At 46.9% G+C, this 21313-nt stretch carries 18 protein-coding genes; 9 read left to right on the forward strand and 9 right to left on the reverse strand.

Going from position 1 to position 21313, the window contains the following annotated elements:
* Positions 1 to 31: 31 nt before the first annotated feature.
* Complete coding sequence (locus ACM64D_RS05245; RefSeq protein ID WP_415062137.1) at positions 32 to 397, reverse strand: STAS domain-containing protein; 366 nt, start codon at positions 395 to 397, stop codon at positions 32 to 34.
* Positions 398 to 647: 250 nt separating this feature from the next.
* Between ACM64D_RS05245 and ACM64D_RS05250 the strand changes: the two genes are divergently transcribed.
* Complete coding sequence (locus ACM64D_RS05250) at positions 648 to 1988, forward strand: TolC family protein (RefSeq protein ID WP_415062138.1); 1341 nt, start codon at positions 648 to 650, stop codon at positions 1986 to 1988.
* Between the two features lie 34 nt (positions 1989 to 2022).
* On the opposite strand, the gene ACM64D_RS05255 is transcribed toward ACM64D_RS05250, so the two are convergent.
* Positions 2023 to 2328 (reverse strand): hypothetical protein, encoded by a 306-nt coding sequence (locus ACM64D_RS05255; protein ID WP_415062139.1) that lies wholly within the window; start codon positions 2326 to 2328, stop codon positions 2023 to 2025.
* 246 nt (positions 2329 to 2574) lie between these two features.
* Here ACM64D_RS05255 and ACM64D_RS05260 point away from each other — a divergent pair, with 246 nt between their 5' ends.
* The gene (locus ACM64D_RS05260) at positions 2575 to 3066 is read left to right on the forward strand and encodes a hypothetical protein (protein ID WP_415062140.1); all 492 of its coding nucleotides are present in this window, start codon (positions 2575 to 2577) and stop codon (positions 3064 to 3066) included.
* Here the strand turns inward: ACM64D_RS05260 and ACM64D_RS05265 are convergent.
* Together ACM64D_RS05265 and ACM64D_RS05270 are read right to left on the reverse strand one after the other, a co-directional pair.
* Entirely contained in the window at positions 3063 to 3986 is a 924-nt protein-coding gene (locus tag ACM64D_RS05265; protein WP_415062141.1) for a hypothetical protein, read from the reverse strand. The two genes, ACM64D_RS05260 and ACM64D_RS05265, sit on opposite strands and share 4 nt — an antisense overlap.
* Before the next feature lie 114 nt (positions 3987 to 4100).
* Positions 4101 to 4937 carry a S1 RNA-binding domain-containing protein gene (locus ACM64D_RS05270; protein WP_415062174.1) on the reverse strand — a complete coding sequence of 279 codons (837 nt, stop codon included), beginning with the start codon at positions 4935 to 4937 and terminating at the stop codon, positions 4101 to 4103.
* Positions 4938 to 5112: 175 nt separating this feature from the next.
* Here ACM64D_RS05270 and hflX point away from each other — a divergent pair, with 175 nt between their 5' ends.
* The gene (gene hflX, locus ACM64D_RS05275) at positions 5113 to 6531 is read left to right on the forward strand and encodes a GTPase HflX (RefSeq protein WP_415062142.1); all 1419 of its coding nucleotides are present in this window, start codon (positions 5113 to 5115) and stop codon (positions 6529 to 6531) included.
* Positions 6532 to 6583: 52 nt separating this feature from the next.
* Here hflX and ACM64D_RS05280 read toward each other — a convergent pair whose 3' ends face one another.
* Entirely contained in the window at positions 6584 to 8020 is a 1437-nt protein-coding gene (locus tag ACM64D_RS05280; protein ID WP_415062143.1) for a nitronate monooxygenase, read from the reverse strand.
* 146 nt (positions 8021 to 8166) lie between these two features.
* On the reverse strand, positions 8167 to 12153 hold the full coding sequence (locus tag ACM64D_RS05285) for a DEAD/DEAH box helicase (RefSeq protein WP_415062144.1): 3987 nt from the start codon (positions 12151 to 12153) through the stop codon (positions 8167 to 8169).
* Positions 12154 to 12342: 189 nt separating this feature from the next.
* Here ACM64D_RS05285 and dbpA point away from each other — a divergent pair, with 189 nt between their 5' ends.
* Entirely contained in the window at positions 12343 to 13734 is a 1392-nt protein-coding gene (dbpA, locus tag ACM64D_RS05290; protein WP_415062145.1) for an ATP-dependent RNA helicase DbpA, read from the forward strand.
* A gap of 117 nt (positions 13735 to 13851) precedes the next feature.
* A complete protein-coding gene (locus tag ACM64D_RS05295; protein ID WP_415062146.1) occupies positions 13852 to 14043 on the forward strand; it encodes a hypothetical protein in 192 nt (63 codons plus the stop codon).
* A gap of 3 nt (positions 14044 to 14046) precedes the next feature.
* Here the strand turns inward: ACM64D_RS05295 and ACM64D_RS05300 are convergent, their stop codons facing one another.
* The gene (locus ACM64D_RS05300; protein ID WP_415062147.1) at positions 14047 to 15702 is read right to left on the reverse strand and encodes a methyl-accepting chemotaxis protein; all 1656 of its coding nucleotides are present in this window, start codon (positions 15700 to 15702) and stop codon (positions 14047 to 14049) included.
* A gap of 460 nt (positions 15703 to 16162) precedes the next feature.
* On the opposite strand from ACM64D_RS05300, the gene ACM64D_RS05305 reads away from it, so the two are divergent.
* The 4 genes from ACM64D_RS05305 (at position 16163) to ACM64D_RS05320 (ending at position 19782) form a co-directional block, all read left to right on the forward strand.
* Positions 16163 to 16864 (forward strand): pseudouridine synthase, encoded by a 702-nt coding sequence (locus ACM64D_RS05305; protein ID WP_415062148.1) that lies wholly within the window; start codon positions 16163 to 16165, stop codon positions 16862 to 16864.
* A gap of 108 nt (positions 16865 to 16972) precedes the next feature.
* Complete coding sequence (locus tag ACM64D_RS05310) at positions 16973 to 17821, forward strand: hypothetical protein (protein WP_415062149.1); 849 nt, start codon at positions 16973 to 16975, stop codon at positions 17819 to 17821.
* 85 nt (positions 17822 to 17906) lie between these two features.
* Positions 17907 to 18497: a TetR/AcrR family transcriptional regulator gene (locus tag ACM64D_RS05315; protein ID WP_415062150.1), complete on the forward strand. Its 591-nt coding sequence runs from the start codon at positions 17907 to 17909 to the stop codon at positions 18495 to 18497.
* 94 nt (positions 18498 to 18591) lie between these two features.
* On the forward strand, positions 18592 to 19782 hold the full coding sequence (locus tag ACM64D_RS05320) for a hypothetical protein (protein ID WP_415062151.1): 1191 nt from the start codon (positions 18592 to 18594) through the stop codon (positions 19780 to 19782).
* Here the strand turns inward: ACM64D_RS05320 and ACM64D_RS05325 are convergent, their stop codons facing one another.
* Positions 19783 to 20241, reverse strand: coding sequence for a hypothetical protein (locus ACM64D_RS05325; protein ID WP_415062152.1), 459 nt, complete (start codon positions 20239 to 20241; stop codon positions 19783 to 19785).
* 124 nt (positions 20242 to 20365) lie between these two features.
* Positions 20366 to 21307, reverse strand: coding sequence for a 1-phosphofructokinase family hexose kinase (locus tag ACM64D_RS05330; protein WP_415062153.1), 942 nt, complete (start codon positions 21305 to 21307; stop codon positions 20366 to 20368).
* Positions 21308 to 21313 lie beyond the last annotated feature (6 nt).

Here is a 21313-nt window from a genome sequence, read left to right on the forward strand (position 1 = left end):
AGCGAGCCCCCTCTAAAGAGTACAGTTCTCATCATGCAGCACGATTAAAAGATAACAGCGCAGACTTAAGATCCTCAGCGACTTCAAGACCCCGCACGACTCCCATTCTCACTAACTTTTCACGTAGCCCCAGAGGCAGGGCACAAAGACGCAGATCTGCGGGCTTCAAGCGGATCTCTCTTTGCATTTGTGCGATCAGTGGAATGGCGTCCATGCTGATGGACTCCACATCCTGAAAATATAAAACAACACAACGAACTTCCCGCTTGGAGAGCAGCTCCTGTCGGCAAGCCTCTAGGGCTGGCAGAACCTGCGCAGTAATTTGCCCCACTAAGGACACCACCAACATGTTGTTCTTCTGATTAAAGCTATACTGAAACGACTTCTGGTCTTCCAACGTTCCACTCCTCGAAATCGACATCTTCTATTCAAGATTTCCCTATTGTAACAATAGGGGCCCTTGCATTAAAGATCCCGCCTCCGTTCGTGTCATTTCAGCACAAAAACTGTCCCAAACGGGGGCACGCCGCACCGACGCCAAAATGAAGGTAAAAAAGAGCTAATTTGGGGGGCAAATTAAGACCTATTTGACAAGGGCTCCCCTTGCTAATAACTCTATGGGTCACATAAATGGGCGAGGGGTATTTATGAGATTTCTAACACTGCTTTTTACAGCCTTCCTGATGACTATGACCGCTTTTGCGGCGCCTAAGCCACAAGGACCTGTCGTTATCAACTCTCAGTCATTGAGAACTCTTTTCCTATCTCGAAACATCGATATCGCCGTGGCGCTCAACGAGGTTCAACAAGCCAAGGCTCAGGTCGGTCAAGCCCGCGGAAGCCTTCTGCCTTCCATCAACTTAGGCGGAGTGATTTCGAGTGGTCCCAGCTTTATGCTCACGTCCGTTTCTTTCTTGCTTCCTTTCCTCATGCCCAGCAAATGGATGGATCTTAAAGAAAGCACCTACCTGCTTAAAGCCCAAGGAACTTCCTACTACCTGGCGCAGTTAAATGGTTACGCCTCGGCTTACTCTGTGTACCTCACGGTTCTCGGTGATATGCAACTTCGTGATGCCCTTCAAAAGCAATATGAAAACTTCAAAGGCATTGAAGACAACCTTCGCTTGCCGGCTGAAGTCGGCATCATTCGCAAGGAAGACTATCTTCAAGCTCAAGCGCAAGCTCGCTTGGCCTTTGTTCAAGTTTCTCAATTGGATGAATTGCTTTTAAGAGAAAAAGCTTCCGTTCGCCAAATGCTGGGTCTTGAATTGGATCAAGAAATCGTCTTTGAACAGTCCCATGTTCCAGCGTCTCCGGTTGAGAGCATGAGCCCACAAGCTCTTCTTGATAAGGTTCATGAAAGCTCTCCTGAGACCGCGCAAATGAACGCGATGATTATGGCGGCTGAGTACGCAAAGTGGAGCAAGGCTTTTAGTTTCCTTTCCGGTAGTTCCCTAGGAGTCAACCGTCCGTCTTCTGGCGGAGCCTTTAGCTCTGTGACTCAGTCCGGTTCTGTGAATTTAGGATTCGGCTACTTCCCGGCCTTGGAAATTAGCAATCTCAACATCGAACAACTTCGTTTGCGCAAACAAGAGCTTCGCTATGATCAGGCTCAATTGATTGAAACAACTCTGGGCTCCCTAGAAGAAGCACAAAAGCAATACGAAGCCGCGGTTCTCGCCGAAGCCAACTTTAAAAAAGTCTATGATGCTGAGTATATGAGATATCAAGTGGGCATCACCGATATTCTTCACGTGTTACAAGCAGGAAACGCCATGACCACGGCGGTGACTAGCAAAGTGAAAGCGGCTACGGCACTTGATACTCTTCGCATCAGCCTTCATCGCCTGATGATCTCGGATCAATTTGCAGGAATTGAAAAATGTGAAATTGAACGCCGCAGTTCTGGCGGCATTCGCGGCAGACTCGGCCGAATCTTTAATCCAGACAAAGACAAAGTCTCCCTCGATCAAGTTTGCGGAAACTAACAAAAAGAGCACCCCCTGGGTGCTCTTTTTGCTTCTAACGTATTCCTCCGCTGTTTCCCTTCGGACCTCCACGACCAAACTTGGGTGGTTCAAATCCCTTCTCTTTGAGGCAAGCGTCTAATTTCTCTCGCATCTCTTCACTGGGAGTCTGAGGGCGTTCTCCTCGAACCGGTTTGGGGAGTCCCAACTCCTCAAGACAAGCATCAAAAGCGGCGCGATGCGCTTCGTGAGACCTTTCACGGTCGTCCTCCTGTGCCTCCGCTGTCGACGTCGCAAATACGATCAAAGCCATACAAACAAAGATCTTGTTATAAGTGATTCGTTGCTTCTTTAGGATCATAGACCCCTCCTCTTACTGTCTCTAAGAATAAAAATAGACTGTGGAGGCAAAATGGAAGCATCTCAAACCTAGACAACAACGAAAAAGCTCCATCAAAAGTTCGACACTTGGAGGGCTCTTTGAGTCCCGTCTGAAGGCTGTGGCATAATAATTAAGAACCCACTCAAGGATGATAACATGCGCTGGATTATATTATCTCTCACTCTGATTGCACTTGTAGGATGCTCCACCACTTCACCTCAAAGGATGAAGCCGAAATATGAAAAACCTCCCTCCGAGGCCATAACAGCCCCTCACTCCATCGACTATGAAGCTCTGAAGAACTCTCTACAGATGAGTCGTGAACGAGAACAGTTGGGTTTCAGTGAAAAACCATTTAATACCTGCGACGCGGGGTATGGATACTCCAAATCTCAGAACTGCCACAAAGAACATTTTGTCGTCATCCACTTTCGACTTCTGTGTCGAGATTCCGAGGGAACTATCTCGACCATTCTAACCGAAGATGATCTGCAGCCTCTAGATCGACGAACCGTCCGCTGGACGCTCCAAGGAGTTCAGGGCACTGTACAAACCGACAGCCAGGGATATGGACAAATCATCACGGCGGCAACGAACTCCCAGAAGTCTCAGCGAGTGAAGTTGGCCGTGGGATCTGAATTTTTATATATGCGCGCCAACGAGTTGCAACGAATCATCACACCGCGCCCCTGGTGCGACGCTGATAGAAACTATTAGCGAAGCAGATTTAACTCATCCGTTTTCTGTTGCAGCGAGTTTTCTAGAGAACGAATCACTTCTTGTAGCTGTTCGAAGGACTTCTGCGCCTGATTGATTTGCGTATTTAAAGAAAACTGACTGCTCCGAACCTGACTCTGAGCCTCTTGCAATTGCTCCAATTGATCACGTAAAGCAAGGACTTCGCTGCGTATATCTTCGCGATTGGCCGCAATATCACTTAGAGCCTGGTCCTTATCCATCTGCAGCGATTGTGAGTTGAGCAGCACCTGACTTGAGATCGCAAGCCGTTGTTGGCGCATCAGATCTAACTCCTGTCGTTGCGCTTCCAAAAGATTCTGAAGCCCTTCAAGACGTGCCTGCTGTTCGTTGACGTAAAGACTATTCAGTTGCCAATAGGTTATCTCGTCTTGAGTTTTACGTATCAGACTTTCTTGAACACGGATATTTTCATCAATCTGATCGCGGACCACCTGCGCTTGACTGTTTTGATTCCGTAAAGCATCCGCGGCCTTTTGATTAATTTCTGCCTCGAGAAGATCATAAGCATGAAGCTCGTCGGCAAAATCAAGAATCTGACTATTGACTGATTGAATCTGCGAGGAGTACGTCGTTGCGACTTGTTGCTGTCGTCGCGCTTTTAAATTATCCAGATTTTGCTTTTGTAAAGCTAGACGTAAACGTTCTTCCGCAATTTTTTGTTCTAAACTTTGCGCTTCAGAAATAAGTCTCGCACGAAGGGCCGAGTTCTCAGGGACCATGACGGTCGTGGGGGCCGCAGCCACTTTTCTTGTCGGACGCTCCGCCTGCTCAAGAAGAACTTCCTGGGTCTGTTTCAAACCTCGATTCACGTAGAAGATCCATACAGAGACCCCCACGATAAAGGCTATCACAAGAAAGAAAAGATTTTTTCTTGTCATAAAAACCCCTGTTATAGACTAGGAGTACTTACAAGGCTTCTCAAGTAGAACCCTGCGCTTATGACCTATAACAAAGCCTTCAACAAGAGGTCGTCAAAAATCCCTACGGAGAGGTTAAGGCTTTCTGACAAGACGAATGCCGTCCTCATTGACGGTGATGATTCTTTGCTTATAAAGACCACCAAGAGCCATTTTATATTTCTTTTTACTAACACCAAAAAGATCATAAATTGTTTCGGCAGAGGTCTTATCATTGATCGGAAGATAGCCACCTTTATCTTGAAGCACTTGCAAAATTTTTTCGCCGATATCTTCCGCAGCTTTGTAACCCGCTTTTTGCAGACTCAAATCAATTTTTCCGTCAGGGCGGATTTTCTTAATAAAACCCTTCACTCGCTGTCCATAATCTAAGGGCTCGAAAACCTCATTGGAATAAAGAACACCCCAATGTCTTCCATTGATGATCGCTTTAAAGCCAAGTTCTGTCTTGGCCGCTATAAATAGATCCACCGCAGAGCCCTCTTCATAGTTTCCGGGCTCTTTATCCATAAAACGATCCAGGCGCATGGACGCTGAAATTCGATCACTTTTATCCAAGTAGATATATACAACGGCGTACTGCCCGACACGCAGTTCTCGCGTTTGTTCACTAAACGGAAGAAAAAGGTCCTTGGGAAGTCCCCAATCTAAAAAAGCCCCCACTTTTTCCAAGGCTTTTACGCGAAGATGGGCAAATTGACCTACCATAGCAAAGGGCATCTCGGTGGTCGCCATCAACCGGTCGTCAGAGTCATAACAGATAAAGACCTCAAGGAGATCCCCGACCTCACATTGCTCTGGCATATATCGCAAGGGAAGCAGGATTTCGCCGTCATTGCCCCCCTCCAGATAGACTCCATGAGCCACATGTTTAAGAACTTTAAGTTTGTTGAGTTGGCCTATATGAATCACAGCGGACTTCCTTGGTACAGCTCGAAGAAATGCCATAGTTAGCCCCAGAACTCAAAGAAAAACCATTTCATTTCCAGGGCTTAGAAATAACCCTGTAACTATTTTTTCCTTACTGCGAACTTTCCACGCTCGTGCTATAGACAAGACCGTAAATTTAACAAAGACCGGTGACCCCATGGATATCTTTAATGAAAGCAAGCCTCTGAACGCCCTCCTCGTCGGAGTTCAACTTCCTAAAGTCTCAGATCAAGAGACCGAGGGCTCCTTGGCGGAACTCGCCCGGCTGGTCACCACTTTGGGCTACAACGTCGTAGGCCAAACGTCACAAAAAAGAAGCTCCCAACGAGGCGCTACAGTCTTAGGGGATGGAAAGCTGAAAGACGTCGCCACCTGGACAGGCGGCACGGGCGTCGTGGGCCCCATGGTCGTAAAGAAAAAGCATAAAGCGGCTTTGCGATTTAAAAATAACGAAGACGAAGAGGATGACATCGAATTCGATGAGGACTTTGAATTTGAAGAGCCGACCGAGCCTGAAGAGTGGGAAAAAACAGCCCCCCCTCAAGCCAAGGCGCAGATCGTGATCTTTGACTGCGACCTTTCGCCTTCTCAACTGCGCAATCTTGAAAGTGCGTTGGGGGTTCCCGTTTTAGACCGCACCGGCGTTATCATTGAAATCTTCAGCCGCCATGCCAGAACCAAGGCCGCTCGTTTGCAGGTTGAAATTGCTCGACTCACTTACGTCGCTCCCCGTCTGCGTGAAACCAGTGGCGGCGAGGATCGTCAAGGCGGAGGTATCGGCGGCAAAGGCGCGGGAGAAACAAGTATCGAATTAGATCGTCGTAAAATCCGCGATCGCGTTAAAGAACTCAAAAAAGAACTGGCTGATATCGCCCAAGAACAAGATCTGCGTCGCGCCCGTAGAGGTCAGGAAATCTCCGTCGCCTTGGTCGGATATACCAATGCCGGGAAGTCCTCCTTGATGCGTGCCTTGACTGGCAGTGAAGTGTTAGTTGCCGACAAACTTTTTGCGACCCTGGATACCACAGTTCGTATGCTGTATCCCGAATCACGTCCAAAAATTTTAATTTCTGACACTGTCGGGTTCATTAAAAAACTTCCTCATGATTTGGTGGCCTCATTTAAATCGACGCTCGATGAGGCGTTGAGTGCGTCGCTGCTTTTATATGTCGTGGACTCTTCAGATCCCACTTTCCATTCGCAGTTGGCGGTGACTCGATCCGTTCTGGCGGAGGTGGGCGCAGGAGAAATTGAAAGTCTTTTAGTGCTAAACAAGGTGGATCGTTTAAATCCTGAGGAACTCGAGAATTTGAAAAATGAATTCCCTGAGGCCGTGTTTATGTCGTCATTAAATCCCGAGGATGTGGCGTCATTACGCCTTCACCTCATCAAACATTTTGAGAACGCCATGGTCGATCAGGATCTCTTTATTCCCTATGATGTCCAAGGGGCGATCGGGGAAATTCGTGGGAAGATTCGTGTGCTGGGAGAGTCCTATGATAATCGCGGCGTGACTCTCAAGGTTCGGGCCCATATGGAGGATATTGCCCGCATCAGAACTCGCTATGGTATTTAGCTGAGCAAGTTCGCGAGCGCAGACCTCCTTAGAGGAGGTCTTTGGAAAAACTCTAGCTCAGAAGGTAAGAAATCACTTCCGTTGCTGAATAGCTCATCTGCCCCGGCTTCAAGATACGTCCCAAAAGATTGAGATCATCACCGGCCGTCAACAAAGGCTGCTCCACTTCACCACCCGCTTGCACTTGTGGCATTCCAATGTCTGCCATCAGAGCGTTGCAAAGACATTTACGTCCCACAGTCTCTTCGCGCTTGCCGCCCTTTTTAACGTAGTCCTCAACAGGCTCGGCGGGACATCTTTGCCCAATAGTGCCGTCCTCTTTTTTGTACGCGTGACGAAGATAACCCAGATCGCAAATTCTTTTACGTTTTTCGTAAGTTTCTTGATCGGCGACGGTTTTTCCCAAACGAACGGCTTTAAAAGGAAAGCCTGTCGGAGAAGACAAAGGATCCGTAAAAATCAAACCCTGAGGAGGCACGTCGTTGTTTGCAATACGACGAATCACTTCACTGCGAACTTCATGGGTCAATCCAGACTCTTGGCTGAATGCAAACAAGGTTCCCACTTGGATTCCGTGAGCGCCTTGAGCTTGAACTTCGGCCAGCTTTTCTGGAGTCGCATAAGAACCCGCCATCCAGAAAGGTAAACCCAATTCGGCCATTTCTTTTAGATCCACAACATCGCGAGGACCGTAGATAGGCTCCCCTTTTTCATCGAGTTTCATCGGTCCACGAGGTGGCGCATTGTGACCACCGGCCAAAGGACTTTCCACGATAAAACCGTTGATCTCGCCGGTCGCTTTCTTTTTTAAGTTCGCAGCAAGAATAGAAGAAGAAACAATCGGGAAGAAATAAGGTCTTTTTAAATTTTGCGGAAGAACACCGTTCATGACTTCAGCAGGATCAAAGGTCGTGAGGGTCTCTTCACCTGAGGCCGCACCATCAACAGTCACCTTAAGACTGGCCGCTTTGCTCTTGCTTAGTAAATCCAAAGCCCCTGGGATTTCACGGGGAATGCCGGCTCCCATAATGACATAGTCCACACCTGCCAACAAAGCCCCATAAAGACAAGACAGATTGGGCAGCAAAACTTTCTCAAGCACGTTGATACCAACAGGATTGTTATGCCCTTCCTTTGCGAGAAAAACTTCTACAAAGGCGGCGGTGACATTCAACTGCAACAGAGCTTTGGGGGACTGAATTCCAAACAGCGCTGGTCTTTTATAAGGTTTCATCGGCTCTTTGCCGCCCTCAATAAAATAGCTTGCTAGAATCTGTTCTGCGATTTCTTGAGAAGGAAATGCTCGCAAGGCACGACGGACATGCCCCTCTTTATCTCCATCTTGGAGTCGACGCACCAGAACCGAATTGATCGCCGTCCCAGAGACCACGCCCAATTGACCTGTTTGCGAAACTGTTTTTGCGAGTTTCCAATCGGAAACCGCGATTCCCATTCCACCTTGAATAATGACCGGATGCTTCATGTTCATGACAAATCTCTTAATTTGGGGGCCAAGCTATTACAACTGTTTAAGGTTCTTGTCTGAATTTTAATCGAATTTTCTGCGGCGCTTCCACTCAATATGGAGCTAATATGGAAAGTCTCGACCTATTGAACTGCGCGAAAAAACAAGTATCACTTTACTCCGAGAAGCAAATCAAAATCTTCCTTAGATAAAGCCCCCGTCCCCGGACCAAGATCAGACTCCTTTTCAGGAGTGGCAAAAAGAGATTGGAATTTTTTATCTTTTCGATCTTTAAGAAGTTCAATTTTTTCTTCTAAAGACTCATGCATGATGTAGCGAAACACTTGCACGGCCTTGTTTTGCCCTAAACGATGTGCGCGATCGGTGGCTTGATTTTCAACTGAAGGGTTCCACCACGGTTCCAAATGGAACACGTAACTGGCTTTGGTGAGATTCAAACCCACGCCTCCGGTCTTCAAGGTCATCACTAAAACAGCGCCACCCTCCGTCTTATTGAAATCGGACAGAATCTTCTGTCGCTGTTTGGTGGGAATCCCGCCGTGCAAAACAAAAACGGGAATCTTCGCTGCACTTAAAATCTTCGCCGTATGTTCTAAAGTCTGTAGGAACTGAGTGAACACCAAAGCGCTTTCCCCAGATTCGACAATCTCCTGCAAGGAATCCTTCAGCGCCTCTAATTTGGGAGGCACTTTTTCATAGCGCACATTAGGCAGGGCCCCCGGGTCAGAGCACGCCTGACGAAGTCGCAACAGGGCCGTTAACATTTGCAATTGGACCCGAGCTTCCCCTTGCGCCAAAATTCCTTCTTGGACTTTTTGATTATACGCTAAGGCGATGTCGCGATAGATCTCTTTCTGACGCTCTTCAAAAGCAATGCTCACCTTGGTTTCTTGTTTTTCCGGCAACTGATCCAGAATCTCTTTTTTGGTGCGCCGTAAAAGGAGTGGTTTCATCTTAAGTTTAAGATCTTCGATCTCTTCGCGCGACACCAAATCCGTATTCACGAACTGACGACGGAAATCCTCAATCTTACCAAGACTTCCAGGCACCAGGATGTCCACCAAAGAATAGAACTCACCATAGTGATTTTCCATCGGCGTGCCGGTCAGACAGATTTTAAATTGCGCCGTCAAAGCCCGAGCCGCGCTGGTTCGTTTGGTCGTAATATTTTTCAGATTCTGAGCCTCGTCAAAGATCAAAACTCTCCAGCGATACTGACTTAAAAAACTCTCTTGCTCCATCAAAAGACCGTAGGTCGTAATCACCACCAGATCTTCTTTGCCTTCCAGGCGCTTTCCAATACGGTCCATGTCCTTACTGGTGAAGACCGTGAGAGGAAGTTTCGGCGTGAACTTTTCGATTTCACTTTGCCAGTTAAAGATCAACGAAGATGGGACGACAATCAGTACCTGCCCTAATTCTTTTTTATCACGAAGATCTTCAAGAAAGGCCAAGGTCTGCAGAGTTTTCCCCAAACCCATATCGTCCGCCAAAAGAGCGCCGAGCTTCAAGTTATAAAGATCTTGAAGCCATTGGACTCCCAGGGTTTGATAAGGTTTAAGCTCCGCCTTCACCGACTTCGGCAAAGACAGCTCGCGATTTTTAGTTCCCAGGCCATCATAAAATTCGCAGAGTTTCTTCCACTCTTCGTCGCCGCGGATTCCATAACCCGAGGCTCGCAACGCCAAAAGTTCCAAAATTTGATGCCGAGGCAAGTGATAAATCTTATCGCTGCCCTTTTTCTGTCCCGACTCTTTCTTCCCTTTTTGCAGTTTGAGCCAGAAGTTTTCAAGTCGTCTTAACGACGGCATTTGTTTGCGGGGAACCATATACAGTCGCCCCTCATACTCGATCACACCGCCACTGCCAAAATTTCCCATATCCTGAGGGTCAATTTCTTGACCCTTTAAGAAGAAACGCGGGTTGAGTTCAAACCAATTAAAGTCCCGGCCCGACCCATCACTTTGCAATGAGAAATCGACCATAAAGTCATCATCGTTCAGCTCTTGCAGGGGTTGGCCTTTATAGTAAATCTGAAAACCTACGGGAATGAGTGACTGCAACACTTCCAGCGTTTCATGCACTTGAGATTCATTTTTTCCGGACTTGGGGAGATGAAAAACACCCCCCTCAAGATAGAAGTCTTTACTTAAATCGCCCGTCCAAATTTTTGACAACAACGGAGTTCGTGCTTTTTTAAATGCCTCGCCTCCTGTGCTCAGCGCCAAATGTTTGAGAATCTCAAAGAGCAAGCGGAACTCGCGCGCCACCAAACCTTCTAAGATCACTTCGCCCTGTTCAGAATAAAAGGACTCACTGGCGTCGAGGACTTTGAAGGTTCTGGAAACAAAATCATCGAAATTGGCGAGAACCGTTTTGGAACAGAGTTCCGTCAGGGCCATGTCACGCGCCAAGACCACACCCGCACCACTCACTAAAAGAGTTTGGACTTTTTCGTGCAGGGCTGAGAACAAAGCCTCTTTATCGACAGGCCGTCCGTCCGTCAAAGTCCCTTCAAAGTGCAAAGACAGGACTTCCAAGAAGACATACTGAAGAATCCCCAGGTGTTTGAGCAATTTGAGATCCCATTCACGATTGCGTCGCGAGCGTGTTGCCACATCACGAGCCTCGCTGTTTAGCAAAAACGGCAAACCTTCGGAGAGCGTTCTTAGATATACGACCGAGCGAGGGCTCCACCCTTTACGCTGCAAATCTTTTTGTCCTAAAATTCGTGCGCGATGCTGCAGATAAAAAGAGCCCTTTTCATCAAGTTGAATTTCCGTCACGCTTTGCTGAGGCCCCAGCGTCGTGGAACCACCCGTGATCTTCACCGGAATTGCCCGAGTTCGAAGATGCTTTAAGATTGCTTTTGCTTCAAGCTCCCCTTCGCTATGCAAGGAGGGCATTTCGCCAGCGCGAAAGGTCCAATGAGTTTGATCTTCGGAAAGACCAATAAGAACTTCCTCGAGACGGCGCCACTCATTGTACCAAGGGTGAACCAAGAGCTTCCCGGAGATGGGTTCTAGAGCAAAGGAATCAAAAAAGTAAAACGGTTGTTTTTGCGCGCATACCAATTTGAATTCAGCTTCAAGATGCTTTTTCTCGGCGAACTCAACTCGCCAATCCAAATCTGTCGTGGGATCAAAATCAATATCTTGAATCAACAAAGCCTTCGCTGGCTGCATTTTTGTCTGCACATAGAGCTTTATTTGTCGTTGATTTACTTTGGTTGCCAGAGTGGCTAAAAGTGCTTGAATGATTTCTTCCAGCTCCTTCAAGTTTTGACTGACAAAGAGTTGCTCTTTTTGTTGCGCCAAAGGCCATTGCGCAAAAACAGAGCTGACCTTTTTCGGCTGCGGCAGTAAGTCCCGCGGAACTTGCTTTTGCAAGGAATGTCGCAAAATTTCTTTAGCCGATATCTGCACTCCGTTACTAAAGTTATAACGGATAATCCCGGCCAAACGATTTTGCTCATTGACCTCATTAAAATAGAATTCGGAATAGGCGGTCAGCTTTTTGCGAAAAACCTCCGGCATATTCCATAGAAGCGGCGACAGCAATTCCTTGTCTTTCGAAACCTCTTCCTGTCGGTATCCCCGCAAGTCCTCCTGCAGCAGACTTCCTAACGTGGCACCCTTTAGAATAGGCGCATCTTCCAGAAAAAGACTGATGGACTCTAATTCCGCCTCAGGATCTAAGCCTTTTTTTCCACTCCATTGGTTTTTGAGTTGAAGTTGCCCCTTACAGTCTTTGCTAAGGCGAGCGATTCGTTTGTCGGCAATTTCATCTTCTTCACTGGAAAGGGCCTGCCATAAAATCGTAAAGGCCGCCCATTGATGGCGACAGGAATGGGACGATTCTTGGGAGGTTTTGCAATAGTTACATACAAAATCCACACTTCCCGACTCGGTTTCAGTCACTTGCAAAGTCAAGGGCTTTGCCAACTCGGGGTCTTTCAAAAACAGACGAACCTGAACCTGCTCTTGCTCTGAAAACAGAACCTCATGTCCCTCAAAACCCCCTTCTTCCAAGAGCAGAAGCCCCTCTTGAAAGGACTGCTGTTCACTCAGAGGCACTTTCTCTTGAGGATGACGAAGCTGAGCAATGTTTTGGATCGTGAGGGGTTGAAGAAACACTCTTTTTATTCCTTTGGTCGCGTCTTTAAGGGCATCAAACAGAATTCCTTAATTAGGCAAAAAAGTCACTAAACATCCTTAAACCCAAGCTTAATTTTTATATTGAAGACTCAAATCTAAGACATTTGCATGGAAGCTCTGGATAAAGTCTGCTACAAGGGGAGTTCCCATAGAAACTGAGGTCTTTTTGTGAAACCCGCTGACTTTAAATCTTTGCCTTTGAGCCCTGAAATTCTGGCTGTCGCTGAAGAGCTTGGTTTTAAAGAACTGACTCCTATTCAAGCAGAAAGTATTCCTCACTTGTTAGCGGGCAAAGACCTTGTTGGACAGTCTAAAACAGGAAGTGGCAAGACGGCGGCCTTCACACTTCCCTTGCTGAGCAAAATCAAATTGAACGAAAAACGACTGCAAGCCGTAGTTCTATGCCCCACTCGGGAACTGGCCACTCAAGTCGTCACGGAAATGAGAAAGTGGGGGCGTCGTTACGAGGGGCTGCAAATTCTTCCCCTCGTCGGCGGGCAACCCGGAAGGGCTCAAAGTGAAGCCCTTGAACGAGGCGTACAAATTGCCGTGGGCACCCCAGGGCGCGTTCTGGATCTCATTGAACGACAAAGAATAGATCTTGAATTTGTGACGACGTTGGTTCTGGATGAGGCTGATAAAATGTTGGATCTGGGTTTTGAGGCGGAGCTTCGTGCGATTCTTAAAGCCCTTCCTACACAACGGCAAACGGCCCTTTTTTCGGCGACCTTTCCTGATTCCATTCGCGGACTCAGCCAGAAATATCAAAAAAATCCAGTTCAAGTCACTGTTTCCCAGGAGTCCCCGGGAGACCTGATTGAACAATGGCTGTATGATGCAGAAGGGACCGAGAAAGCTCACACCCTGATGAGAGTTCTGCAACAACACCCTTCAGAGTCCACCCTGATTTTTTGCAATATGAAATCAACAGTCGATGAACTCGCAGGCATGATCGCAAACCAAGGCGTGAGTTGTTACGGCCTTCATGGTGATCTTGAACAACGCGAACGTGAACGCGTCCTCACAATGTTCCGCAATGGAAGTTGTCGCATTCTTGTTGCCACAGATGTGGCGGCCCGTGGCTTGGATATTGAGCACCTTGAACTTGTGATTAACTTCGATCTTCCCACTCAGGCGGAAACTTATGTTCATCGAATTGGGCGCACGGGGCGCGCTGGACGAACCGGCGTCGCTGTGACCTTGGCGTCCCCGCGAGATTCCTTAAAAATCCTTGAGCTTGAGAATCTTGCCAAATCGAAGTTCTTAAAGCAGGCCTTGGGCTTTAAAAACCAACATGGCCTTGGCAAAAGCTTCCGCGAAACCCGCATGCAGACCCTCTCGATTTCGGGAGGGCGTAAAGATAAATTGCGACCGGGCGATATTCTGGGGGCCCTCACGGGGGAATCCGGAGGATTGAATTCTGCGGACGTGGGTAAAATTGAAATTCATGATAATTTCTCTTATGTCGCCATTTCCTCAGCTCAAGCGTCCACCGCTTTGGAGCGATTGCGTGCTCGTGGAATCAAGGGCAAGAAGTTTCAAATCAAATTTATGAAATAAGCTTTAAACCTAGCCACTTCTCTTTTCAAAAAAAGAGACTCTTGTGCTATGCTACACAAACTCCATCCGTGGATTCACAAGGATTTTTGGTATAATTTAAAAGTGTAAGGAGATTCTATGGGTACGGAAGTATGGATTATCGGTGGCGCGGTCGTCATTTCTATTATAAGCTTTTTGGCCTATGCGATTTTAGCTTTCTTCTTTCCAGAATGGGTTGGTATTACGGGAAAGGTCGCTCGCTCGGCAGAGCAGAGTCATGTTGAGGGAGCCGAAGCACCTCAACACGCCTTTGATAAGCTTTCCGAATAAGGACTAAAATCCGTCTGTCGTGCCCACTTTTCTGAATGAATCACCGTCGTCATCAAATGGAATCACAGTGGAAGCTTCGCTTTTTTTGCTAGGAGCCTTCGCCACCAACGACTTCACTGGTTTGCTGAAGTTCACAACTTGAGGGCTTTTCGCCGGAGCAGCTTTCTTCTCAGCAACGGGCACGAACTTCGTGGGTGTTGGTCCCTGCGTCTCAACACCTCCGTGAATCACATGCTCCAAGGATCTCACCCCAGCCTTTAAGTTCTCAGATTGGGCTGACAACTCTTCTGCCGCCGCCGCTGCTTCCTCTGAAGCTGCCGCATTGGTCTGAGTGACTTGATCCAGTTGATTCATGGCTTTACCAATTTGCGTGATACCATTACTTTGTTCTTCGCTGGCATTTGAAATTTCATTATTCAGATCCGCCACCTTTTTGACGGAACTCACGATCTCAGTCAAAACCTGACCGCCTTGTACGGCCTGCCGACTGCCCACTTCGATTTTTTGCACACTGTTTTGAATCAACTCGGCGATATCCTTAGCCGCCAAGGAACTTCTTTGCGCCAAGCTACGAACGGCCTCCGCCACAACGGCAAATCCTTTTCCTTGTTCTCCTGCCCGAGCAGCTTCCACTGCGGCATTCAGAGCCAGTAAATTTGTTTGAAAGGCGATATCATCAATGACGGTTGTAATTTCTTCGATCTTCTTGGAGTCTGCGGAAATGCTTTGAATAGATCCAATCAATGTTTTGATCTCTTGTTCGCCCTTCACCGCGATGTCTCTTGTTGAGGAGGCCAAGCTTGCCGCTTGCTTTGCATTGTCCGTATTTAGGCGCACCATCGAAGTTAGCTCTTCCATCGTTGCGACAGTTTCTTCCAGCGACGAAGCCTGTTCTGTCGAAGATTGAGAAAGACCTTGAGACGATTCTGAAATTTGATTTGCCGCCTGAGACACCTGGTCAGCACCTTGCGCCAAATCTTTGGACACGGTCGAGATGATCTTGGTGATTTTAGTCGCAAGAATATATCCAATACTCAAACCGGCGATAAGACCCGCTAAGATGATGAGCACAATAATATTGTTCCCCGAGGCCGCTGCGGCCTTCGCATCTGCAGTTCTAGAATCCAAAATCTTTTGATGGAAATTAATGAGTGCGACGACAGCCTCTGTATAGACCCGAGCCTTTTCGGGGCACTCTTTCAAGAAGATCTGGTGCATTTTGGCTTTATCTTCGGGCCGGCCGGAATGATAAAGTTTTTCAACCTCAGATCCCAACTGTTTAAAGCTCGTCCACGCCGTATTCACACGATCATAAAGCTCTTTTTGACCTGGCACAAAACCGTACTTCACATATTGTTCGTTATACTTTTCATAGTCAGCAGCCGCTTCGGTCGCACCTTTTAAGGCCTCTTCCGCATCAGCGGGAGAGAGTCCCTCAATACCCAAAGTTCTTAGTGTGATGCGCACCCGGCGATAGTTGAGCATCATTTCGTAACTCAACTTCATCTTTGGAACGGAGATTTCAACGACCCCATCATAATTGCTGGTAACTTTCTGAAAAGAGGTATAGGCGGTGACACCGACAGCCACTGTGATTGCACTTAAGAATCCACATAGAAGCAGCATCTTTGCTTTCAGGCTCAAACTTTTCTTTCTCATCGTACCTCCCAAATGGTCCCATTTCTCAATAAACAACCCTTAGTCATAATTAATATGGCCATGCGTTTACGCTTGTCTTATTCCTGATTGATTCCAACTTTAGACTCTGACGTTCACCATCACGTTCAACATATCATGAGAGTCTCTACGGAATTTTGCGAGTATGACTTGAGTCACATTCGACAATTTAAAGGGTCTTCTCCGACTCAAAGAACACTCTGGACTAAATGAAAGATTGTATTGCTGGACCTCTCATATAAATCTATTTATCGAGAAAGGTTCGAAATTTCGAAAATGCCAAAGAAAAAATAAACTGATCTGAATTTTATATTTTTCTGGACCGTGTGGAGCAATTTTTAGTGATTTTTCCACTAAAAAAAAGAGGCCGAACCCTCAATCCCGTGACCTTTACTGGTGACCCCCGTCACACCCTATGCGATGATGCTAGGACATCGACGTTATGAATATTCTTTATCAAGACCAACACTTTTTTGCCATCGATAAACCAGCAGGTCACTTCGTGCATCCGCCGGAGCGATCTCCCTACCCCGTCCCTCGAGAAAAAATCTGCCTGTATACTTTGCGTGATCTGATGAAGCAAGACGTCTATCCAGCACATCGCCTGGACGCCCCCACAAGTGGGGTCGTTCTTTTTGCCATGAGCAAAAATGCAGCTGCGGAACTGGGGCGTCTTTTTATGGAAAGACGGATGCGGAAAACATATCACGCCGTCGTTCGAGGTTTCGTGGATGAGGTGGGCTCTATTGACTTACCTCTGGAGGTGGCTGGCTTTGGGCAGGTCGACGCAAAAACTCTTTATAAACGTCTTGGGACCGTTGAATTTCCCGTTTCCGTTGGGAAGAAATATCCCACCTCCCGCTATTCTTTAGTGGAAGTATCCCCGGTCACAGGGCGTTGGCACCAGATCCGACGTCACTTCGATCGCATTGCCCATCCTCTTTTGGGTGACATCGAACACGGCGATTCTCATCACAATCGTTTCTTCCGAGATACTCTAGATATTCGCGGACTCTGCCTTAGGGCCACAAGTGTCGAGTTTCAACACCCTTGGAGCGGAGAAGACCTGAAGATCACGGCTCCTGCCTGCGACAAATGGCAGAAAATCTATGCCCTTTTCAAGGGAGCAAATCACGATGTGTAGATCTTTAGTGTAAAACAGTTCGACAGAATTATTTGAATTCAAATTTTCACCTCTGAAAAAATCCAAATTTATTTAGAATCCTCCCCGACCATGGTACCATGACCTGGTATGATCAAAGAGTTATTGCATTCATTCCCACGTTTGTTGGAGCAAAAAATCGATGCACTTCTCGATGAAGCCGAGCCTTCGCCGGCGAAGGCCTTCCAACTTTACAAAGCCTGCCAAAGAGAAAACCTTTGGATGGATTCTTTTGAAAAGTTCTCGGAACATCTAAATCATTTCTTCGGTCTTCCAAAATCTGAACGCCGCAAAAGTGACCTGGATCAGTTTTTGGATCGCCCCGCGCACGCCGCTCTCTATGAAGACTTTCAACTTAACTTTCGCAATGCCCTGGTCGACAGCCGGGCTGTTCTCGACATCGCCAGTTGGGCCCATCATCTGATGAGAGTCAGTTATAAATCCGAGAGCGCCGTAATTTCTTCTGAGGTCTTATTGAAGACTCTGCACTATATTACCAATCCTCCCCTGTTTGAAAAATCTCAAGACATCAAGTTTGAAGACTTCTGTTCCGCCTGGAAAAAGATCGTCTTCAAACTTTTTGGAAAGAAATATGACTCCGAACTCCATCGGATTCTGAATGAACTGCAATGGTTCAACACTCAGATTAAAACTGAGGAGACAACTCAAGAAAGATTCATTCCTGGGATCTATTTAACTCAAACAGAGATTGACTGGACAACCGCCGTCCAGCAAGCCGTCTTCGAAAATGCGCCCATCCCAAAATTTCCCTTATCTAGGGGACCTCAAAAGCAAAGACTGATTGATCTGGAAAGAACCATCAGCCTTTACAAGGTGGTTCAAACCACCAAACTTCCCGAATTCATCAAACATCGGGATAACATTCGCGCCACCATCTTAGATCGCTGCCAGAGTTTGCTACGGGAACGGGCTCGTTAAAAAAAGATTTGTTTTTTTATTGCACCCTTCTTTGAAAGTTATAGGATATAACTTATATCGATACCCCGACGAGAGGCAAAAGAGATTGAAAATCAGCAAAGGTGAACGCACCAGAGAAAACATCTTACTCAAAGCTTTAGAACTTTACGCCGAAAAAGGCGTACAAAATACTCCTTTTCAAAATATTGCAGATGCGGTTGGTATCACGCAAGCGGCTCTTTATAAGTACTTTTCCGATCGTGATGAGCTTTTAAAGGAAGCCATTTTATTAGGAGCGCAAAGAGGGCGTGATTTTTTCGCAAGCAAGGTCCCAGACAACCTCAATGCCAAAGAGAGCTTACTTATCTATGTCGAAAAAAATCTGGAATGGTGCTCGAAAGGACAACCCTTTCACGTGGCCTTTCTGTCGTTACACTATTTTGCCACTCAAGTGCCCTCAATTAAAAAGGTTCATACCGAGGTCATGCGGGCTCGACTTGCAAAAATTCAGGAACTTCTTCTGGCCGGACAAGAAGCTAAGGTCTGGAAGCCCCAGGACCTTGAGTCTACAGCGATGAGCATCCATAACTATCTTTTGGGGGAGATGTTCTCAGTAATAAACAACCCTCAAATGGAGACCAAAAAAGCACGAAACGAAAGGGTCTCGACAGCCGTCTTGAAGTTGGTAAAAGATTAAGAGGTCTGAAAACCAAGACCTCGAACTGGACTTAGTCCCGCTTGGACTGTCACGTCCTTGTCAAAGAACTGATCTCGACACTAGAATAAATTCCATGAAAAATACATTTATCATGGCAGTTACTATTGTAACTCTTCAATCTGCTCTTATAGGCTGTACGACTTCAAACTCCCACCCTCAGAAAAATGAGCCCCCGGCTAAGAAAGAAGAAGGCATACAGTTTTCTTGCCGTCCGGAGCAACTCCCCACGATCGAATCGGAATTGGCGGCTTATTTCGGGTCATTAGGCATCACTCCCGACCTCTATACGCTGAAGAAAAGTACTGCGGGAACTTTAGTCTACACTCTCAACACACCTCCGACAGACACCAACACACTGGATTTCAGTCGTCGACCTGAAATGAATATCAAAGATGAAGTGATTGAACTTCCGATGAAGAATAAGAAAACTCGCAAAGTCAGCACTGTTTCACGCAAAGAGATCGTGCTGGCTCTGATGCAGCATGGTCGCCTCTCTGAGTTTTCAAATGAACACTGTACGGCTTCCGCCTTGATCGACCACGTCGGAGTTCGTCAAAGTATCGTCGTCTGGACAGAAAAGCTGAGTTGGGTATGGCCCGATGGAGGCCCCGCCTTCTGGAATAAGAAGTACTGGAAAAAGGGCACGCCCATCACTCAGGATCCCCCGCATATCATCGTCAACGATATGTTCATGAATCAGAAAAAATATGCGATCGGTTGTTACACCGCTTCGAAGGTTGTGATCATCCAAGGGGTTCTGGACTATTACCATCGGATTAAGAAGGACCCAGAAACTCTTCGTCGTATTGAAGCGCGTTTGATGGCAGATGGAGAGCCTTTGGTTCACATTGAGCCCGGAAAAATGTGGAGCTTTGAAAGTGATTTCAAACCACAAGAAATGGGGCACTCTGGAAAACTTCTCACTATTCAATATGGAATTGCTCCTCGTAATATCGTCCCGGGTGATTGGATTTATCTTCTTAACACCGATGAGAAAACCAAAGACAAGACAGGTTACGAAGGCTCCAATGCCATTTATCTTGGACGAAATAAACTCGATGATTATTATGAGGATCACAATCACAGCTATCAGTTCGATGAAAAGATGGATGAAGTCTATCAATGGCGGAACGGTGTTTTCAGTCGTTCTCGACACTTTAAGAAGATCAAGTACCTGACTCCTGAACAAAGGGAAAACCTGTACAAAACTCCTGCCGAGGGCGGGCTCTTAATGGACTTCAGGACTTTCCCCTATTTTTTTTAACTAACCGCACTCATCACCCCAGGCCGCCTTCAATGTACAACGAGGATTGATGGCGGTCCCACCGGACCCGTCTTTGTTTACTTTACACTTGATGGTTCGAGCTGTTTCATAAACATGCCCGGCAGCCCCATCTGGAAGGACTCCCAGCTCTGACATCGCATCAAAAAGGGCTTTGGCAGTGATCGGTCCAATGCCAGACGGTGTTGAACAACTATAGGCTGGCATCAAGTCTGGCAAAACCCCTCGATTTGTCTGTTTGCAGACAAGCTTGGCCAATGACCACGTCACGGTCACACCCGATGTGCTCTTACTAGCGATGGCAGAGTTCTTCAAAATATAAGTCAGGGTGATTGCCTCATCACCATTGAATGTCCGACTTGATTCATCTCCACAAGCGGCTTTAGCAAAAGAGTTGCTCAGCAGTATCAAAATAAGCGCAGACAATAATTTAGTTTGCATCTCCAAACTCCTTTTCTGAGATAAAACTTCTGCCCTTTAAGGTGAGCCAAGAATCAGTAATTGCAACGGAATTTCTCAAAGTCTGCTGAGACTCACAGGGCATGAATGACAGCACAGCCCAAACTTAACTTACAGCTTCAACATGGATTTTCTTGTAGAGGTGAATAATATTCTTCGCCTGTCCCAAGGAAGTTCCTAGCTCACCTAAGGTCGCCGCCGCCGCCGCGAGTCCCCATTTTAAAATTTGCTCTGGGGACCTGTTACCTTGGAATATTTGCGCCGCCATCGCACCGACCATGGCATCCCCGGCACCGACAGAAGATCTAATCTTAATATCAGGAATCTTACCAAAATATGACCCCTCCCGTGTGATCAACAACGCCCCACCTTGCACTGAAGAAACGCAGATGTAGGGCACCTCTGTCAAAAGACTTTGTGCCTTCTTAAGCACCTCGGCGATCGTTTTGACTCGACTCTTTGTCAGGGCCTGAAATTCTTCAAGGTTCGGTTTTATTAGAGTAGGGTCTCCCGCAAGAAGTTTTGACAAAATATTTCCGGGACAATCGACAATGCACTCAATGTTCTTTTTTTTTGCAAGACGCATAAGACGAAGAACATCCTCGACCATAAATCCCGAAGGAAGAGAACCCCCAAGAATAAGCATCGCAAGATGGTTCTGTTTTTTTACGAAATCAAAAAGCTGCTGCTTCTCACTCTTCTTAATCATGGGCCCCTGAAAACTCAGTCGCGTCTGCTGATGATCAAAAGAGTTTGAGACTGTCACATTGATTCGCGTGGACCCCTGAACTTTGATAAAGCGTGGTCTTAAGTTTTCCTTCTTGAGAAGATGCTCCACCTCCTGCCCTACACTGCCCCCTAAAAAACCAGTGGCAACAACCGGGATCTGGAGACGACTCAGGATCCGGGCACAATTAATAGCGTTCCCACCGGGAGCCCTCTGCTCGCTGAAAACATAAGTCTTCTCATTAGGTTTCAAATTTTTGACGATCCCACTAAGATCTAGCGCGGGATTGGGAGTGATGGTCAAAATGATTTTTTTCATCATTCATCC

The sequence above is a fragment of the Bdellovibrio sp. genome (assembly GCF_047637665.1).
Taxonomy (GTDB): Bacteria; Bdellovibrionota; Bdellovibrionia; order Bdellovibrionales; family Bdellovibrionaceae; genus Bdellovibrio.

Bases quoted from the DNA above. Each gene is read 5' to 3' on its own strand.
- ACM64D_RS05250 (WP_415062138.1), top strand. From the start codon at position 648: ATGAGATTTCTAACACTGCTTTTTACAGCCTTCCTGATGACTATGACC.
- ACM64D_RS05320 (WP_415062151.1), top strand. From the start codon at position 18,592: ATGAAAAATACATTTATCATGGCAGTTACTATTGTAACTCTTCAATCT.
- ACM64D_RS05255 (WP_415062139.1), bottom strand. From the start codon at position 2,328: ATGATCCTAAAGAAGCAACGAATCACTTATAACAAGATCTTTGTTTGT.
- ACM64D_RS05305 (WP_415062148.1), top strand. From the start codon at position 16,163: ATGAATATTCTTTATCAAGACCAACACTTTTTTGCCATCGATAAACCA.
- ACM64D_RS05295 (WP_415062146.1), top strand. From the start codon at position 13,852: ATGGGTACGGAAGTATGGATTATCGGTGGCGCGGTCGTCATTTCTATT.
- ACM64D_RS05325 (WP_415062152.1), bottom strand. From the start codon at position 20,241: ATGCAAACTAAATTATTGTCTGCGCTTATTTTGATACTGCTGAGCAAC.
- hflX (WP_415062142.1), top strand. From the start codon at position 5,113: ATGGATATCTTTAATGAAAGCAAGCCTCTGAACGCCCTCCTCGTCGGA.
- ACM64D_RS05265 (WP_415062141.1), bottom strand. From the start codon at position 3,986: ATGACAAGAAAAAATCTTTTCTTTCTTGTGATAGCCTTTATCGTGGGG.
- ACM64D_RS05280 (WP_415062143.1), bottom strand. From the start codon at position 8,020: ATGAACATGAAGCATCCGGTCATTATTCAAGGTGGAATGGGAATCGCG.
- ACM64D_RS05310 (WP_415062149.1), top strand. From the start codon at position 16,973: ATGATCAAAGAGTTATTGCATTCATTCCCACGTTTGTTGGAGCAAAAA.
- ACM64D_RS05330 (WP_415062153.1), bottom strand. From the start codon at position 21,307: ATGATGAAAAAAATCATTTTGACCATCACTCCCAATCCCGCGCTAGAT.
- ACM64D_RS05300 (WP_415062147.1), bottom strand. From the start codon at position 15,702: ATGAGAAAGAAAAGTTTGAGCCTGAAAGCAAAGATGCTGCTTCTATGT.
- ACM64D_RS05260 (WP_415062140.1), top strand. From the start codon at position 2,575: ATGAAGCCGAAATATGAAAAACCTCCCTCCGAGGCCATAACAGCCCCT.